General features: G+C 73.6%; 11 protein-coding genes. 3 read left to right on the forward strand and 8 right to left on the reverse strand.

Going from position 1 to position 17312, the window contains the following annotated elements:
- Positions 1–76 precede the first annotated feature (76 nt).
- The 6 genes from OO60_RS07100 to OO60_RS07130 all read right to left on the reverse strand — a co-directional run bounded on the left by OO60_RS07100 (position 77) and on the right by OO60_RS07130 (position 8819).
- Positions 77–847: a hypothetical protein gene (locus OO60_RS07100; protein WP_003082895.1), complete on the reverse strand. Its 771-nt coding sequence runs from the start codon at positions 845–847 to the stop codon at positions 77–79.
- Positions 844–1467 carry an RNA polymerase sigma factor SigM gene (sigM, locus tag OO60_RS07105; RefSeq protein WP_033261039.1) on the reverse strand — a complete coding sequence of 208 codons (624 nt, stop codon included), beginning with the start codon at positions 1465–1467 and terminating at the stop codon, positions 844–846. The genes OO60_RS07100 and sigM overlap by 4 nt, the downstream gene beginning before the upstream one ends.
- Before the next feature lie 31 nt (positions 1468–1498).
- On the reverse strand, positions 1499–3094 hold the full coding sequence (locus tag OO60_RS07110) for a protein kinase family protein (RefSeq protein ID WP_033261040.1): 1596 nt from the start codon (positions 3092–3094) through the stop codon (positions 1499–1501).
- Positions 3095–3176: 82 nt separating this feature from the next.
- Positions 3177–4991, reverse strand: a complete 1815-nt coding sequence (gene murJ / locus OO60_RS07115; RefSeq protein ID WP_425304643.1) for a murein biosynthesis integral membrane protein MurJ — start codon at positions 4989–4991, stop codon at positions 3177–3179.
- A 1123-nt stretch (positions 4992–6114) separates the two neighbouring features.
- Positions 6115–8268, reverse strand: a complete 2154-nt coding sequence (locus OO60_RS07125) for a DUF6049 family protein (RefSeq protein ID WP_003087445.1) — start codon at positions 8266–8268, stop codon at positions 6115–6117.
- On the reverse strand, positions 8265–8819 hold the full coding sequence (locus OO60_RS07130; protein ID WP_033261042.1) for an NUDIX hydrolase: 555 nt from the start codon (positions 8817–8819) through the stop codon (positions 8265–8267). The genes OO60_RS07125 and OO60_RS07130 overlap by 4 nt, the downstream gene beginning before the upstream one ends.
- 101 nt (positions 8820–8920) lie before the next feature.
- Between OO60_RS07130 and OO60_RS07135 the strand changes: the two genes are divergently transcribed.
- From OO60_RS07135 to OO60_RS07145, 3 genes are read left to right on the forward strand one after another with little or no spacing between them, the layout of a single operon-like run.
- On the forward strand, positions 8921–10357 hold the full coding sequence (locus tag OO60_RS07135) for a CCA tRNA nucleotidyltransferase (RefSeq protein ID WP_003087439.1): 1437 nt from the start codon (positions 8921–8923) through the stop codon (positions 10355–10357).
- A 3-nt stretch (positions 10358–10360) separates the two neighbouring features.
- Positions 10361–11668: a sensor histidine kinase gene (locus OO60_RS07140; RefSeq protein ID WP_003087436.1), complete on the forward strand. Its 1308-nt coding sequence runs from the start codon at positions 10361–10363 to the stop codon at positions 11666–11668.
- 12 nt (positions 11669–11680) lie between these two features.
- The gene (locus OO60_RS07145; protein ID WP_003087426.1) at positions 11681–12532 is read left to right on the forward strand and encodes a class I SAM-dependent methyltransferase; all 852 of its coding nucleotides are present in this window, start codon (positions 11681–11683) and stop codon (positions 12530–12532) included.
- Here OO60_RS07145 and OO60_RS07150 read toward each other — a convergent pair.
- Complete coding sequence (locus OO60_RS07150; protein ID WP_081655872.1) at positions 12519–14426, reverse strand: TNT domain-containing protein; 1908 nt, start codon at positions 14424–14426, stop codon at positions 12519–12521. The two genes, OO60_RS07145 and OO60_RS07150, sit on opposite strands and share 14 nt — an antisense overlap.
- 37 nt (positions 14427–14463) lie before the next feature.
- A complete protein-coding gene (locus tag OO60_RS47675) occupies positions 14464–17301 on the reverse strand; it encodes an ADP-ribosylglycohydrolase family protein (RefSeq protein ID WP_244885493.1) in 2838 nt (945 codons plus the stop codon).
- Positions 17302–17312: the final 11 nt, after the last annotated feature.

Here is a 17312-nt window from a genome sequence, read left to right on the forward strand (position 1 = left end):
TGACCTCCGCTCGTAGTGACCCGTGTACCAGGCTCAACACGATCGTAGGTGGCCATGTTCCCAGGGGTGACAGCCGCTACTTCTCCCCGACGACCTTGTCGAACAACACAGCCGGATTGCCCGGCCCGCAGTCCGCGCCGAAGGCCACCAGCCGGAACTGGGCCAGCTTGCCGGTGGTCAGGATGATCATCACGCCGGCCTTGCCGCCGACGTTCACCGGGCGGATGCCCTCGGGGCGCACCTTCGGGTCCAGCCCGGCGGCCGCGATGCACTCGTCGAGCCGGTCCTCGTTCTGCAGCGGGCCGAAGTCGCGGACGCCGACCGCCTTGCCGATCAGGGCCTGCGCGCCGCTGCCGTCGTTGCCCACCGAGGGGCCGGTCGGCGCGGCGACGTTCGGGGTGCCGGTCTGCTGCGACGTGTTCGGGATGGCAACGGTTACGGCGACGACCGCCGCCGCGGCCGCGGTCAGGACGCCGGCGGCCCAGCCGAGCCGCTTGTTCCGGCGCCGCCGTGCTGCCGCGAGGTCCACCACCGGGGCGTTCCCCTGCTCCGGTGCCCGCCGCGGCTCGGGAAAGCGGGCCGCTGCTTCGGCGGCCAGCGCCGCGTCCAGCCGGGCCGCGAACTGCGCGGGCATCGGCGGGGCGGGTGCGTCGGCGAGCGAGGCCAGGTCGGACTGCGTCGCGTCGAGGGCGTCGAGGATCGCCCGGGCTTCGGGATCGGCGTTGACCAACGGCCACAGCTCCGCCGCCCGCGTGTCGTCCAGGACACCGGCGTGGAGGTCGGCGAGCACGTCGACAGACCAGGGCGGACCGACGGTCCCCCCGATCCCCCGGCTTTCGTCCGTCATCGTCCCTCCCCGCTACCCGGCTGACGCCCGGCCCGTTTGCTTTCGTGAGTTGGGACGTTCGCAATCGCATCGGGGTTCCGCAGGTGCCCGAGAACCTTCGCGAGTTTCCCCCGGCCGCGCGCGCACCGGCTCTTCACGGTGCCTTCGGCGATGCCGAGCAGCTTGGCCGTCTCGGCCACGGAGTATCCCTCGACGTCCACCAACACGATCGGGGCACGCTGCTCTTCGGGCAGCTGGTCGAGCGCCTCCCGCACCAGCAGGCTCGTTTCGCGCTCGGCCATCGAGTCGCGCGGGGTGGCCGGCTCGTTGAAGCCGGTCTCCGGCAGCGGCACGGTCGGGCGCGCCTGGCGGCGGCGGATCCGGTCGAGGCAGGCGTTCACCACGATCCGGTGCAGCCACGTCGTGACCTGCGACTCCGCCCGGAACTTGTCGGCGGCCCGGAACGCCGAGATGAACGCGTCCTGCAACGCGTCGGCGGCCTCTTCCGGGTCGCGGACCGTGCGCAGGGCGACCGCCCACATCCGGTCGCGATGTCGCTGGACGAGTTCGCTGAACGCATGGGGGTCCCCCGCGGCGTGAGCCGCTATCAGATCCGCATCCGTGGGAGCTGCAGCTGTCACCCGGCAGAGCCTACTGACCCTGTCGGGTGCGTCACCCCGCAGGCAGGAAGCTCAGCTCACCGATCTGGGACAGGTGCGCGCCGTCGTCGCCGCCCAGCTGGGTGATCCAGACGATGAAGTACTCGCCCTGGGTGGGCTGCGCCAGCTGGATCGTCGTGTCGCCGTCTTGGAGGTCGCCGTTGCCGACCACCTTCGTGTCGGCCAGGTCGGGGTCCTTCTCGGTCGCCGACCGGATCTCCACCTTCGTGCCGGCCGTGCCGCCGCTGATCTTGACCTGGCTGAGGTTGATCGGGTCCTGGAAGGTGGCGACCAGCCCGACGCCCGGCTTGATGGTGGGGAACTGCTGCTTGTACTGCTCGGTCTTCCACACCGTGCCGGGGTCGCCGTCGATCACGTTCTTCGCGCGGCCGGGGTTGTCGCCCTTGCCCTCGGGGTTGTAGACCGCCACCGCCTTCGGCTTCACCGGGTCGCCCACCTTCGGGGCGGCCGGCGGCGGCGCGGGTGCGGACGACGACGCGGGAGGCGCGGCGGCCGGCTGGCTCGACGCCGGCGGGGCGGCGACGTTGATCGACGGCCCGCTCGCCTTCGAATCGCCCTGGAAGACGTTGATCAGCATCAGGCCGCCCCAGGCGAGGATGACGACCGTGGCGACCACCAGCACGGTGACGCCGAGGGCGAGCTTGCGCCGCCGGGCGACGTCCTTGACCGGTTTCTTCGTCGTCCAGATCGTGCCGTCGGCCTCCGCCGGGTCACCGCCGACGGCCTTGATCAGCTGGGTGCGCTCCTCGGCCTCGGCTACCTGGTCGAGCACGCGGAGGATGGCCGCGCTGGTGCGGATGCCGCCGTTGCCGCCGTCCTCGATCGTGCGGACGGCCAGCGACGACAGGTCGGCCGGGACCGTCGGCACCAGCTGGCGCGGCGGGACGATCCGGCCCTGCGGCGTCATCGGCGCCGCCGGGATCGCGGGCGGGCCGCCGGGCAGCGCCCAGCGGCCGGTCAGCAGCAGGTACAGGACCGCGCCGAGCGCCTTGACGTCGTCGCGCAGCGTCGCCTCCGGCAGCGGGCCGGGGAACGCGAGCTTGAGCGCGCCGTTCGGCGTCAGCCGCAGCCGCTGGGGGTGGTCGAGGCCGAGCACGAGCCCGTTCTGGTGCGCCTGCTCGACGGCTTCCGCGAGCGCCTGCACCATCCGCGCGGCCGCGGCGGGCGCCACCGGCCGCTGCGCGACGAGGTCGACCAGGTCGCTGCCCTTGGTCCACTCCGCGACGACGACGCCGAGCAGCCCTTCGCTCGACGTGACGCCGCTGCCGAGCGCGAGCACGTCCAGCACGCGGGCGACGCCGCCGTGGCCGAACTTCGACGCGTGGGTCGCGCGCTCGAGCGTCCGCCGGGCCAGCCGGGCGGCTTCCGGGTCCGCCGGGTCGCCGACCAGCAGGGTCAGCGCCACGTCCCGCTTCAGCTGCCCGTCCCGCGCACGCCAAAGGTGCGCGTCGCCCCGCTCGTCCACGCCGAACTGCGCGAGGAGGCGGTAGCGGCCGTCGCCGACCACACGCCCGGGGGCCAGCGATCCGACCTGGGCCTTGCCCACGTGGTTCGCACCCCCCGCCTGTTCGCTCCGCCTCGTGTCCACCCTCACTCGCTCCCGCTCGATCCCCGTCGTCGAGGGTACCCAGAATACGACGCGGGAGTCGTCGCCATCCGTACCGGAATCGTTACCCGCGCTTGATCAACCGGGTGAACCTCGAAGTGGCCGGTCTCAGCTCCTCGACCTTCAGCGCCATCAGCACGCCGAAGGAGACCACGATGCCCACGATGCTCTGCAGGAACAGCTTCGCCCAGGCGCCCAGTTTCGGGCCGAACGCGTCGGGCACGAGCTGGCCCGCCACCCACGCGGCACCGACGCCTAGCGCACTCGCGACGACCGTGAACAGGATCACGCCGATCACCCGCTTGCTGCGCAAGTTGCCCAGGGTCACCCAGAGCCAAACCTGGCCGAGGATCGCCCCGACCACGAACGTGAGCGCGTTGACCATCATCACGCCGAGCACGACGTTGTCCGGCGACAGCAGCACCGGGCACAGGTACAGCAGCGGCACCTTGACCAGCGTCATCACGATCATGATCAGCGTCGGCGTGCGCGCGTCCTTCATCGCGTAGAACACGCGCATCTGGAGCATCACCAGCGCGTACGGCAGCAGCGCGAACGCCGAGATGGCGAGCGCGTCGCCGAGCCGCTCGGCGGTGTCCACCGTGCCCTTGCCGAAGGTGAACAGCGCGATGCCGATCGAGCCGCCGACCACGGTCATCACCGCGGAGATCGGGACGAGCATCACCGTCGAGATCCGGGACGCGTACGACAGGTCGCCGATCAGCTTCTTGTGGTCGCCGTCGGCCGCCGCGCGGCTCATCCGCGGCATGATCGCCGTCAGCAGTGAGACGCCGATGACGCCGTACGGCAGCTGGAAGAGCAGCCAGGCGTTGCTGTAGGCCGTCACACCGCCGGGTGAACCGCTGGTCAGCACGCGCGTGTTGATCGTGTAGCCGACCTGGCTGACGGCGACGTAGCCGAGGATCCAGAGCGCGAGGCCGCCGAACTCCTTCATCTGCTTGTCGATGCCCCAGCGCCACTTGAACCGGAAGCCGGAGCGCAGCAGCGGCGGGACCAGGAGCAGCGCCTGGGCGACGATGCCGCCGGTGACGCCGATGCCCAGCGTCAGCACCTTGGGGTCGGTGATGGAGACGTGCCCGGTGTCGATGTCGCCCGGCATGATCCAGACGACCAGGATCGTGAAGATGACGACCAGGTTGTTGATCACCGGCGCCCAGGCCGTCGGCCCGAAGATCTGCTTGGCGTTGAGCACCGCCGAGAGCAGCGCGAACACGCCGTAGAAGAAGATCTCCGGCAGCAGCAGGTAGGCGAACGCCGTGGTCAGCGCGGGACTCGCCTTGCCGGACGAGTCGACGTACAGGCTCGTGAACGCCGGGGCGGCGATCACCGCCACCACCGTGCCGACCAGCAGCAGCGTGAACGCCACCGTGATGAGCCGCTGCGTGTAGGCCGTGCCGCCGTCGGGGTCGTCCTGCGAGCGCACCAGCAGCGGCACCACCACGCTGGCGAGCACGCCACCCATCAGCAGCTCGAAGATGATGTTCGGCATCGTGTTCGCGACGTTGAACGAGTCGTTCGCGATGCCCTGGCCGATCGCGGCGACCAGCAGCAGCTTCCACAGGAAGCCGGTGATCCGGCTGATCAGCGACGCGATGGCCATCCGGCCGGACGCCTTCGCCAGCGACGGCGCCTTGGCCGGCGCCTCCGGCGCTTCGCCATCCGGCCGGGGCTTGACCAGCGGCCCCTTGAGCGCCGGCATGACCTGCGTCGCCAGCGCGTCGTACGGCCGCATGACGTCCGGGTCGGCGACCGGCCAGCGCGAGTTCATCGGGACGCCGGCGGTGCGCGGGATGAACCGCGTCGCCTCCGGGTCGGGCGGGCGCTGGACCTGGGTGGCTTCCTCCTGCCACGGCCGCACCGGCGCCGGACGCCGGGAGCCGCGGCCGCGCGGCGGCACCGGCGTGCCCGGCGGCGGGGTGCCGGGGGCCGGGTTGCCGGGCGGCGGGGTCGCGGGCGGAGCCGGCTGCGGGAGCCGTCCCTGGTGACCGGCCGGGCCCGGCTGCGCGCCGCCTTGCGGCGGGGGGCCGCCCGGCTGCGCGTTGCCGGGCGACACGACCGGCTGGGCGCCGCTCAGCGGCATGTTCGGCGGCGGCACGGCGGGCTGCGCCCCGCTGGGCGGTGGGCCGCCGGGCGCGATGACCGGCTGGGCGCCGCTCAGCGGCTGGTTCGGCGACGGCACGGCCGGCTGCGCCCCGCCGTGCGGGGGCGGTCCCGGTGGTGGGCCGCCGGGCGGCACCGGCTGGACCCGGGTGGGCGCCGGGCCGGCGTTGCGCGGCGGCTTGCCACCCCGCGGCGGACCCTGCGGCGGCGGGACCCGGCGCGGCGGCCGGTCCTCGCGGAGGGCGCGGTCGTCGTACGGGGGGCGGTCCTCCCGCGGCCAGTCGTCGCGGGACGGCTCGCCGTGGGGGTCGCGGCCGGGGTGGTCGCCCCGGGGACCGCGGTTGTCGCGGGCGGGGAAGTCGTCCGGCGCCGGCCGGTCGCCGCGGGCCGGCCGTCCGCCGGGGGCACGCTCGCCGCGGCCGGGCCGGTCGTCCACCGGTGGCCGGTCGTCGCGGGCCGGGCGATCGCCGCGGGGTGGCTGGCCGTCGCGGGGTGGCTGGCCGTCGCGGGCCGGGCGGCGGGGCGGGGCGTCGTCGCGGGGCGGCCGCTGGTCGCGCGGCGGGGCCTCGTCCGGCGACGGCATCTGGCGGGTCTGGCCGTTGCGGGGCGGCTGGCGGCGGCCGCGCTCCGGCGGGGCCGGTGGCGGCTGCTGCGGCGGCTGGCGGCGGACCGGCTGCGACGCGCGCGGGGGCCCGTCCCCTCGTTGCGGGGGCGGGGGGCCTTCGCGCCGAGGACGACCCGCACGCTCGGGTGGTAAGCCCGGCTCTCTCTCCAACGCGTGCCCAATCCTCGGTGCTCGTCTCCGGTGCCGCGGCCGGGTGCCGCGCACGTGCGGACCAAGGGTAATCGGGAACGGCCCGGAACACTCAAAGGCCGAGCGATCAGTCCACGACGTCGCGGCCCGCGCGGGCGTCCTTGACCCGTCGGTAGATGCGCCGCGAAGCGAGCAGAAGCAGCGCCACACCTGCGGCGACGGTCGCGATGATGGTGATCGCGCCGTACTCGGTGGACGTCAGCTCGAACCGCGCGGATGACCCGAGCGGGGTACCGGTGGGCGTGCTCAACGACACATCGACGCTGAACCGGCCGGCCCGCAGCGCCTCCACCGGCAGGAAGTAGTTCTTGCCGCCGCTGGCCGGGAAGTACCGGTCCGTGGCGTCCTCCGGGCGCAGGCCGGTGTTGTTGTTCAGGGTGAACCGGGCGTTGATGCCGACCGGCAGGTCGTTGCTGACGTACACCGGCAGCGGCGAGTTCCCGGACGCCAGCGCGATGGTCTGCTTCGGCTGCGACACCGTCACCCGGCCGCTGATCGCCGCGAGCTCGGCCTGGGCGTTCGTGGTCGCCGCGTCCACGGGCAGCCCCCGCCAGGCCGTGGACGCGCCGCGCAGCTCGGCCAGCCGGACCGGCTCGACGACGTCGTCCGGTTTCACCCGTTTGGTCGGGTCGACCTGCATCGCGGACGCCAGCCCGGTGGCCTGGACGTCGAGCGCCGAGAGCGTCGAGACGACACCCGGGTCGACGCCGCTCGCCGGGTCCTGGCCGCTGTCGCCGGCCACGCCCGAGGCCGCCGGCTCGTCGGCGAGGAGCGCCGGGAGCCCGGTCGCGGTGACCAGACCCGCGTCCAGGAAGGCGCTGACCTGCCGCAGGTACGCGGCGAACTCCTCGGCCGGGGCGTCCCAGCGCCGCGGCGGCGCGACCAGCAGGTGGTTCGGCCGCTGCTGCCCGGCCGGCTGGCCCAGCCCGGCGCGGAAGGCGAGCGCGCCGAGCCCGTTCTGGCTCGCGATCGCGCGCTCGGTCGTGGCCGGCACGGTGACCGAGTCCGGCACGGCCGGGACCCCGGTCAGCGCGGCCGAGACCAGCGAGTCGGTCGGCTGGACGCGGACCGTGCTGCCCTGCACGGTGACCCCGCCGCCGGCCGCGGCGGGGGCGAGCTTGCCCGCGTCGGCGAGCACGGTTCGCACGCCGGCGTCACTGAGCGCGGAGAGCACCGACGCGCTGGGCGTGCCGTCCGGCCAGAGCACCCCGGTCTGCGGGGTGACGCCGGTCAGCTGCTGGATGGTCGCCGCGCCGGTGGCCGCCTGGGTGACCAGGCTCGTGTCGCCGGGGTGGATGCGGGTGAGCGCGTCCAGGTCGGCGTCGGCGAACGGCAGCGCCACCACGCAGCGGCTGCCGACCAGCGACCGGACGTCGGACAGCCACGCCTTCGCGGCGTCGGCGCCCTTGCCGTCGACGTTCCCCGACTCCGTGTGGACGAGGTAGCCGCGGCTCATCGCGTCGACGGTGGCGAGCAGGTCCGGATCGAGCGCGAAGCACATCGACTTCGCCAGGTCCGAGTTGCTCCGCACGGCCGACGCGGCCGAGGTGACCAGCGCGTTCAGCCGTCCGTCGCCGCTGATCTCGCCGGCCATCCGGTCGTCGGCCAGCACCAGCTGGCTGCCGTACGGCGACGCGTAGACGTGCGGGACGTTGCCGGTCAGCGGCCAGAGCAGGGTCATGCTCGGCGCGCCGGACCGGCCGGTGGTCTGCTTGCCCGGCCCGGACAGCACCGGCAGCAGCATGCTGACCGCGCCCAGCCGGGCGGGGCCGCCGAACTCCGGCGTGCCGTTGACGTTGACCAGCAGCGGGTAGACGCCGGGACGGCCGAGCCGCTCCGCCCGCGTCCCGGTCAGCGGCACGCTGATGTTCAGCGGAGCGCTCTGCCCCGGCTCCAGCGCCTCGGCGACCGAGGTGAAGTCGGTCAGCGGGCTGTCCTTGACGACCGCGCCGGACAGCACGTCGCCGACGCCGCGTTCGGTCGTCGCCCGGTCGCCGACCTGCAGCCGCACCTGCGGCCGGGTGACCTTCCGGTCGCCGGTGTTGGTCACCGTGCCGGTGACGGTCAGCGTCGTCGTCGACGTCGTGATGACGCGCGGGCTCAGCTCGGTCAGGTCCACGCGCAGCCGGGCACCCTCCTCCGCCTGGGCCACCGAGGCTCCGGCGAAGGCGGGGACGGCCAGGAAGAGGACGGAAAGGAAGGCTGCGGCGAACCGCTTCACTCGGGGGCTCCCTCAGGGGCGTGCTCGTCTCGTCCTGGGACGTCCGGGCGCGCGAAAAGTTCTGTGAGTATCTGACTGGCCTTCCGGACGAGCTTCCGCTCGTCGGAGTAGGCGAGTTTGGCTTCCAGCTCGGCCAGCGGGACCCAGGCCACCTCGGTGACCTCGACGTCTTCGTCGGACAGCTCGCCGCCGAGGGCTTCGAGCAGGAAGTGGTGCACGGTCTTGTGGATGCGCCGCTTCTCGGCGACGAACCAGTAGTCGATGGTGCCCAGTGGCCGCAGGACGCGCGCGGAGATGCCGGTTTCCTCCTTCACCTCGCGCACGGCTGTCTGTTCCACCGTCTCACCGTCCTCGATGTGGCCCTTGGGCAGCGACCACAGCAGTCTGCCGTGCCGGTCGAGCCGGCCGATCAGCACCGCCTGTTCGCGCTCCGCGTCCACCACGAGGCCGCCGGCCGACGTCTCGTCGACCGTGGTCAGGCGCCTGCCGCGTTGACGCCTCCGCCGCCTCCGCGGCTTCGAGGCGCCGGGGCGGCCGGCTGATCCAGACATGCTGCGATGCTAGAGCAACCGGTTGCCCCGGTAGGCTGGCTCTCCGTGTCCGTGTCCGGCGGTGCCTGCAGCTATCGCACCTGGAACGTAGTGGGATTTTCGTGAACGACGTGGTCGACGAGCAGGTGGTGGGGCTGATGGAGGTCTCGCCACTGGCGGAGGAACTGGCGGAACGGTTCGCCAGGGCGGGGCACCGCCTGTACCTCGTGGGCGGCAGCGTGCGCGACGCGCTGCTCGGCCGCCAGTCCGGCGACCTCGACTTCACCACCGACGCCCGGCCGGACCGGGTGCTCAAGATCGTCAGCGGCTGGGGCGACGCGGTCTGGGACGTCGGGATCGCCTTCGGCACGGTCGGCGTGACGAAGAAGGGCATGCAGCTCGAGATCACGACGTTCCGCGCCGACAGCTACGACCGGGTCGGCCGCAACCCCGAGGTCACCTTCGGCGACAGCATCGAGGGTGACCTCCTGCGCCGCGACTTCACGGTCAACGCGATGGCCGTCGAGCTGGCGTCCAAGACGTTCATCGACCCGCACGACGGGCTGACGGCGCTGCGCGAGCGGGTCCTGGACACCCCGGCGACGCCGCAGGAGTCCTTCGCCGACGACCCGCTGCGGATGCTGCGCGCCGCCCGCTTCGCCGCGCAGCTCGACTTCACCGCCGCGCCGCGGGTGGTCGACGCGATGACGTCGATGGCCGAGGAGATCGACCGGATCACCGCCGAGCGGGTGCAGGCCGAGCTGTCGAAGCTGCTGCTGGCGGCCGACCCGCGGCCGGGCCTGGAGCTGCTGGTCGAGACCGGGCTGGCCGACCGGGTGCTGCCCGAGGTGCCCGGCATGCGGCTGGCGATCGACGAGCACCACCAGCACAAGGACGTCTACCAGCACTCCCTCACCGTGCTGGCCCAGGCGATCGACCTGGAGAAGACGCACGAGCCGACGTCGGAGCCGGATCTGATCCTGCGGCTGGCGGCGCTGCTGCACGACGTCGGCAAGCCGGCGACGCGGGAGTTCCAGCCGGGCGGTGGCGTGAGCTTCCACCACCACGAGGTGGTCGGCGCCCGGATGGCCCGCAAACGTTTGCGGGCGCTGAAGTTCTCGAAGGAGGTCGTCGACGACGTCTCCCAGCTCGTGTTCCTCCACCTGCGGTTCCACGGGTACGGCAAGGGCGAGTGGACGGACTCGGCGGTCCGCCGGTACGTCACCGACGCCGGGCCGCTGCTGGCCCGGCTGCACAAGCTGGTCCGCGCCGACTGCACCACCCGCAACCGCCGGAAGGCGGCCGCGCTGCAGGCGACCTACGACGACCTCGAAGCCCGCATCGCCGCGCTGAAGGCCAAGGAGGACCTCGACCGCGTGCGGCCGGACCTCAACGGCGAGCAGATCATGGAGCTGCTGGGCCTCAAGCCGGGGCCGGACGTCGGGAAGGCGTGGAAGTTCCTCAAGGAGCTGCGCCTGGACCGCGGCCCCCTGGAGCACGACGAAGCGGTCGCCGAGCTGAAGAAGTGGGCCGCGGAAAACGGCGTCGGGGACGCGTGAGCCGTGGCGGGCGGGGGCAGCTTCCTGGTGGCGCTGCTGAGGCGCGGCGCCCCCGCGATCGCCACCGCCACGAGTGAGCTGCCCGACGAGATCGCCGACCCGGCGCCGATGCACGCGCTGCGGCGCATCTCGCGGATGTCCGGCCCGATCGACCCGACCGAGCGCGACAGCCTGCTGCTGCGCGCGACTCGGTACGTCGTGCTCATCCCGCTGGCCTACCGGCTGCTCGCGGTGCCGGGCCAGTTCGGCGTCTACGTCCTCCAGCACGGCGCCACCGGGTTGCTGCCGGTCGGGGTGTTCACGCTGCTCTCGGTGGCGCTGAACGTCATCGGCCTGCGCTGGATGTTCCGCTCGGCGCCGTTCCGCGGCCGCGACGCCGGGAAGCTGCTGGCCGTCGACCTGGCCTTCACCGTGCTTTCGCCGCTGATCATCGCGCTGACCGTGCCGACGCCGGCGTACGCCGACGCGCTGGCGGTGACCAGCGTCCACCTCTACGGCGAGGCCGGGCTGCTGACGCTCGCGCTGGGCCTGCCGAGCGGCGTGGTGTTCGGGCTGCTCGGCTTCCCGCTGCGGATGCTGGCGAACTGGCTGAACACCGGCCGGTTCCAGGTGCCCGCCGCGTTCTCGACCTACTCCGTCCTGCTCGCGGAGCTGTTCCTCGCCACCGCCGCGCTGGTGCTGACCGGCCTCGGCACGCGACTGGCGCTGGCCTACGGCACCCGCAACGGACGGCTCGCCGAACGCGCCCAGCAGCACCGGAGGCTGCACGACACCGTGCTGCAGACGCTGGAGGCCATGGCGCTGTCCGGCCCCGGCGACCCGGCCGAACGGCTGGTGGAGATCCAGCGGCTGGCGCGGGCGCAGGCGATGGAGATCCGGCACACGATCGAGTCGGCGGCGTCCGAGCGGGCCGAGGCCGGCGCGCGGCCGCTGGGCGAGAAGCTCGCCGCGCTCGCCGCCGAGATGGCCCGCGACGGCCTGCGCGCCCAGCTCGTGGTGGCCGAGCTGGACGACGACACGCTGTCGGAGGTCCGCCAGATCGCCATCCGCGACGCCGTCCGCGAGGCGATGCGGAACACCATGAAGCACTCCGGCACCGACCGGGTCGTGGTCCGCGTCGAAGAGCGTGACGGCGGCATCGCGGTGATCACCCGCGACCACGGCAGCGGCTTCAGCGCGGCCGACCACCCCGCCGGGTTCGGCATCAGCGAGTCGATCACCGCGCGGCTGGCCGAGGTCGGCGGGACGTCGCTGGTCGAGTCGGGACTCGCCGGTGGCGGCACGCGAGTGACGTTGTGGGTCCCGTTCTGATATCTCCTGACCATGACCTCGATCGAGCCGCTCGCCGACGCTCTCGCCGCCTACCGCTCCGGTGACCGCGGCCAAGCCGCCGAACTCGCCGCACAGGCCGGGCGCGCCGGCTCCACCCTGGCCGACGAACTGCGGACCTACCTGGGCGGCGACGGCTCGGCCCCGGTGTACGACCAGCCGAGCGCGTTCACGGCGTTCATCCGCGGCGGCGGCAACGTCGAGCTGTACCGGGCGCTGAGCGCCGAGCTGGCCGCCCGGTACGACGCCGGCAAGCCGGAGTCGCTGCTCGACCTCGGCTGCGGTGACGGCCTCGCCGTGGTGCCCGCGCTGGAGCAGGCGTCGCACCTCCCGCCGCGGATCGACCTGGTCGAGCCGTCGGCCGCGCTGCTCGACGGCGTCCACGAGCGGGTGCCGTCGGCGCAGTGCTGGCAGTCGACCGCCCAGGACTTCCTGGCCCGTGACGACCTCGGCTGGGACTTCGTCCAGTCGACCTTCGCGCTGCAGTCCATCGAGCCCGAGCAGCGCGCGGAGGTGCTGCGGGCGCTGCAGCCGCGGACCGGGACGCTGGTGCTCGCCGAGTTCGACGTCCCCGAATACGAGGAAGGCTCGCCGGAGCACCTGCGGTCGCTCGTCGAGCGCTACGAGCGCGGGGTGGCCGAGTACGGCGAAGATGCCACGATGGTCGCGCAGGGCTTCCTGCTGCCCGTGCTGCTCGGGATCGTTTCCGGGCAGCAGCGGACGAACTGGGAGCACCCGGCCGCGGTCTGGGCGGACCAGCTGCGGACGGCGGGCTTCACCGAGGTCGACGTCACCCCGCTCGCCGACTACTGGTGGTCACCCGCCGTCCTGATCACTGCCTGCTGAGCGAGCCCGTCTCGAGGTGCTGGGCGAGCGGCCGCGGCAGCAGGTAGGCGACCGCGCCGCCCGGCAGGCCACCCCACGGCGCCGTCACGCCGGTCAGCACGCGGACCGCGCGCTGGACGCGGTAAAGCCGCTTCTCGCGTTCGCGTTCGAACGCCAGCGCCGTCTCGACGAACCGCGAGCCGTCGGCGTGCACCAGGTTGCCGGTCTCGTTGCCGAACCGGACGACCGTGGTGCCCGGGGCGAGGGTGATCAGGCGCTTGCCGCGGTAGAAGTTCAACGGCGGTTCGCCGCGCATCGGCAGGATCGGCCAGTCGGCGGGCTGGTCGGACTCCTCCGCCGGCCGCGGCGGCAGCATCAGCAGCACGCCGAGGAGGAACCGGGCCGCGTCGCCGAGCGAGCCGAACGCCACCGGCTCGTCCGACGGCGGCCGGGAGACCTCCCAGCCGTTCTCGGCGCGGCGCAGCGTCCAGACGCCTTCGGCCGGCACCTCGTTCGCGCCGATCCGGTAGGCCGCCGCGGGCACGCCGTGCTCGGCGAGCCGCTGCTGCAGCAGCTCCAGCGTCTCCGCGCCACGCAGGTTCCGCACCTGCTCGCCGCGGGCGACCCGGGTGAGCGCGCGCTCGTCCGGCAGGTCGGCGGTCGTCTGCGGCGGCCGCGGCTGGCCGAGAACGTCCGCCTCCGCCGACGCCCGCACGAGCTCGCCGACGAACGGCGGCCGGAACCCGGCGGCGCGGATGTGCTCGACCAGCTCCGGCTCCGGCGGCACCCCGTACTTGCGCAGGTAGTGCGGCACGGCGGCGGGCCAGATCCAGGTGCCGTCGGTGTGGAAGGCGTTCGGCACGTCCGGCTTCGCGCCCGGCCCGCCGAAGATGTCCGGCAGCGGGGCCGGCCGGTGCAGCGCCACCGGCGCCCGGAACAGGTAGTCGAGCAGGCCGCGGACCTGGTCCGGCGGCACCGGCGGCCGGTTGACCACCGGCCGCTCGCCCTCGGCGTGCGAGTCGGCGATCCGCGCCTGCCGGAACACGACGTCCAGCGGCAGCCCCGCCTTCGCGGTCAGCCACGCCGGCACGTGCTTCGACGTCCGCGGGTAGTTCGCCAGCTCCAGCTCGTACGCGGCGGTCGACGGGCGGCCGCCGTCGTTGGGCGGCACCCGCCAGTCCGGCTCGCGGTCGGCGTCGAAGTCGAAGTCGAACTGCGATTCGGCGTCGAGGGTGAACGTGCCCTGGAACCACGTGCCGGCCTCGGGCTGGAACATCGCGGACCGCAGCCGCGCGAACAGCCCGCCGAGCCGGGGCACCGCCGGGAGCGACACCGACACCGGGCCGTCCTCGTCGCCGACCGCGCGGACCTCGACCTCGGCGTAGTCCCCGACCTGCCGGAACTGCGCGCCGACCCGCGTCCAGCCGCCGGGCACGGTGTGCAGCAGCGTCCGGCCGATGGCGCGCAGCAGCGCGTTCTGGTCGCCGGTCCCCGGCTGCGGCCGCGCTTCCGGCGCCTCGGTGAAGTCCAGCCGCGTCTGCCACAACGCCGTGACCTGCTTGGCGGGCACGGTGACCGAGAAGTCGGTCAGGCCCAGCTGCGCCGCGCGGACGGCGTCGTCGCGGACCCAGCGCAGGGTCAGCTCGGGCCGCGCGTCCGGTGCGACCTCGAAGACCTCGCCGTCGAACTCGGCGAAGGTCCGCAGCGTGAACGTCGACGGCACCTCGCTCGCCGGGACGACCTTCGCCGGACGGCCCTCGAACTCCTTGTCGAAGCCCTCCGGCGCCTCTTCCTCCGGCAGCACCGACAGCAGCACGGTGCCGTCCGTGGTCGACCGTTGCGCGCGGAAGGTCCCCTCACCCCACGTCGCGTACAGGCCGTCCGGGCGTTCGGCCACCTCTACCCGGTAACGCACGTTTCGTCCTCCCCGTCCCCAGTGATCCCCGAAAAACCTAGTCGACCGGGTACCGAGCGAACCACCGGTCGTCGCCCGGCGCACCCGGGCCGAACTCGGTGAGCGCGTCGTCCGCGAGGCCGACGATGACATCGCGGAGTTCCAGCCGGTCGAGCCAGCTTTTCCGCAGGGCTGCTTCGCCGTACATGGCGCCGACGAGGTTGCCGCAGACCGAGCCGGTCGAGTCGCTGTCGCCGCTGTGGTTGACCGACGCGAGCAACGCCGAATCGGCGTCCGTGGTGGTCAGGGCGACGTACACCGACATCGACAACGCGGTCTCGCCGACGTTGCCCTGACCGAGCGTCTCGAGCTTCTCCGGCGTCGGCGGGCCCTCCAGCGCCAAGGCCGCGTCGAGCGCTTCGCTCTGCTCCTCGTGACCAGGGTGCTGCACGAGCTCGGCCCGCGCGGTCGCGACCGCGTCGAGCAGCGGCTTCCCGTGCAGCAGCTCGTGGACGATCACCGCGAAGCAGCCCGACGACAAGTACCCGCTCGGGTGACCGTGGGTCAGCGCCGCGCTCTCGGCCCCGAGCCGGAACACCTCGGCGAGGTCGTCCGACCACAGCGCGATCGGCGCCGCGCGCATCACGCCGCCGCAGCCCTTCGAGTTGTTCACCGGGCGCTCGATGGTGCCGCGCACGCCCGAGCGGCCGTACGCCTCCAGCTCGCCGAAGCAGGTCAGGCCCGGTGCGCGCCGGCTGAACAGCTCCTGGTGGGTGATCAGCCAGCCGTCCGGCGCCTCGACCGCCGACTGCGGCCCGCGCGCCCGGTCCCACGTGACGCCCTGGGTGTGCAGCCAGCGCTGGTAAGCCAGCTGCAGCGAGTGGACGACGTCGGCCGAGCCGGTCCGCCGCTGCTGGGCGTGCGCCCTGATCAGCGCTTCGAGGGTGAAGAGCGTCATCTGCGTGTCGTCGGTGATCCGGCCGACGCCGCCGTACGCCGGGATGAAGTCGGTGATGCCGGCCGGTCCGGCGATCTCGCGGATCCGGTCGATCGAGTCGAACTCCGTCTTGGCGCCCAGCGCGTCGCCGATCGCCCCGGCCAGCAGGCTGCCCCGCAGTCGTGATCGCAAGTCCGGTCCCTTCGGGGTGAACCGCCCGCTCGGGTACCGGCGCTCCCAGCGGGCGTGTTCGGCGGCTTCCGTCTGGAGGCCGTTGCGGTTGAAGTACCAGAAGACGTCGCTGGCCACGTCGTCGAGCAGGCCGAGGTCGGGCAGCGCGGCCACCCAGGCGGCGGGCAGCCCCGGTACCCCGAGCCGCGCGCCCACCATCGCCCCGGCCAGCGCCCCGGCGACCGGGCCGGACCGCGCGGCGAGCGTGATCGCGGCTTCCGGGTCGTAGCCGCGCTTGGCCGCGGCGAACAGCGCGCGGCCGAGCACCGACCGCACGCTCCGGCCGTCGCCGATGCTCTCCAGCTGCGCGACGTCGTCGGCGTCGCGGTCCTCGCGCAGCGCCAGCGTCGACGCCGCCAGGTCGCCGCCCAGCTCCCGCAGGCGGACGTGCACCGGCAGCGCGAACGTGTCACGGGTGAGCAGGGCCTGGAACAGCGAAACCAGCAGCTCGACGCCTTCGGTGACCTCCGCGCCGGCCGCGCTGCCGGTCAGCTCCCGGGCGACGTCCTTCGCGTACTGCTCGCCGTCGACGTCGGCCAGGGCGACCGCGCCGGCCGGGGTCGCGGCCAAGGCCGTGGCCAGCAGCGCGGAGAACTCGGCGGGTGCCGGGCCGGCGTGCCGGGTCGCGATGGCCAGCCAGCCGACCGGGTCCGGTTCGGGCAGGGTCGCCGGGACCTCGCCGGTCGGCACCGGCGGCAGGCCGCGCAGCAGCGCGTCGGTGTGGAACAGCAGGTGCCGCGTCAGGCCGCCCAACGGCAGCGGGCCGGTGGCGCCGCCGCCCAGCGCGTCCCCGATCGCGAAGCCGACGTACGCGCCGACGATCCGGTGCCACGCGAAGCGCCCGGCGAGCGTGCCGAAGGCGGAGAACTTCCCGAACGTCCACGGCACCGGCCGCGGGCGAGCGTCCTCGTCCACGTGCGCGATCAGGCCGTTCGCGGCCAGGTCGGCGGGCCATTCAGCCTCCTGGCCCGCCCGGCGCCGGACGCCGTTGCGGTACTGCCAGGCGAACCCGCGCAGGTACCGGACGCACTCGGCGGGTGTCAGCTCGAAGTGGTGGTCGCGGGCGTGGTCCACGGCGTACCGCAGGTGCCGTTCCAGCAGGTCGGGCGGCTCGACGCCGAACTCGGCGACCAGGCCGGGCAGCGCCTCGGCGACTTCGGGCCCGGCTTCCGGCGCGGGTTCTTCGACCCGGGCCCGTGGCTCGGCCGCACCGCCGCGGGCCTCGGTCAGCTCGGCCGCGGTCAGGCTGCGGACCAGCCCGGTGCCGGGGTCGAGGGTCAGCCCGGACGACGGCAGCTCGCGGACGGCCACCCGCCACCGGCGCGGATACCGCCCGGGCACCTTCGCCGACGAGCTGTAGGCGATGACTTCGCGGCCGCCGGTGCCGGGCACCGGCCGTAGCAGCGGCTCGCCGTTCAGCAGCGGAACGAACACCTCGCAGTCCAGCAGAGCGCGCGCGAAATCGGCGCGGCTGATCCAGTTGACGCTCAGGTAGTTCAGCAGCTTTTCAGCGTCGGTGGTGGGCACCGGGAACCCGCGCCACACCGGGCCCGGCGTGTACTGCTCGTTGCCCCGGCGCGGGCCGGTCGGCTCCCCGAACAGCGTGTACTGCGTCCAGCCGCGGATGGCACGCACCGGGATGCCGAGTTCGGGGAACGCCTTCTCGTCGAACTCCGGGTCGACGTCGGGACGCCACTCGACGAAGCCGCCGTCTTCCGCTTCTGCCATTCTCCCCATCC

The organism is Amycolatopsis vancoresmycina (assembly GCF_000716785.1).
GTDB classification, from domain to species: Bacteria; Actinomycetota; Actinomycetes; order Mycobacteriales; family Pseudonocardiaceae; genus Amycolatopsis; species Amycolatopsis vancoresmycina.

Excerpts from the sequence above, each read along its gene's own strand:
- OO60_RS07100 (WP_003082895.1), bottom strand. The coding sequence starts at position 847 with ATGACGGACGAAAGCCGGGGGATCGGGGGGACCGTCGGTCCGCCCTGG.
- OO60_RS07130 (WP_033261042.1), bottom strand. The coding sequence starts at position 8,819 with ATGTCTGGATCAGCCGGCCGCCCCGGCGCCTCGAAGCCGCGGAGGCGG.
- OO60_RS47675 (WP_244885493.1), bottom strand. The coding sequence starts at position 17,301 with ATGGCAGAAGCGGAAGACGGCGGCTTCGTCGAGTGGCGTCCCGACGTC.
- OO60_RS07145 (WP_003087426.1), top strand. The coding sequence starts at position 11,681 with ATGACCTCGATCGAGCCGCTCGCCGACGCTCTCGCCGCCTACCGCTCC.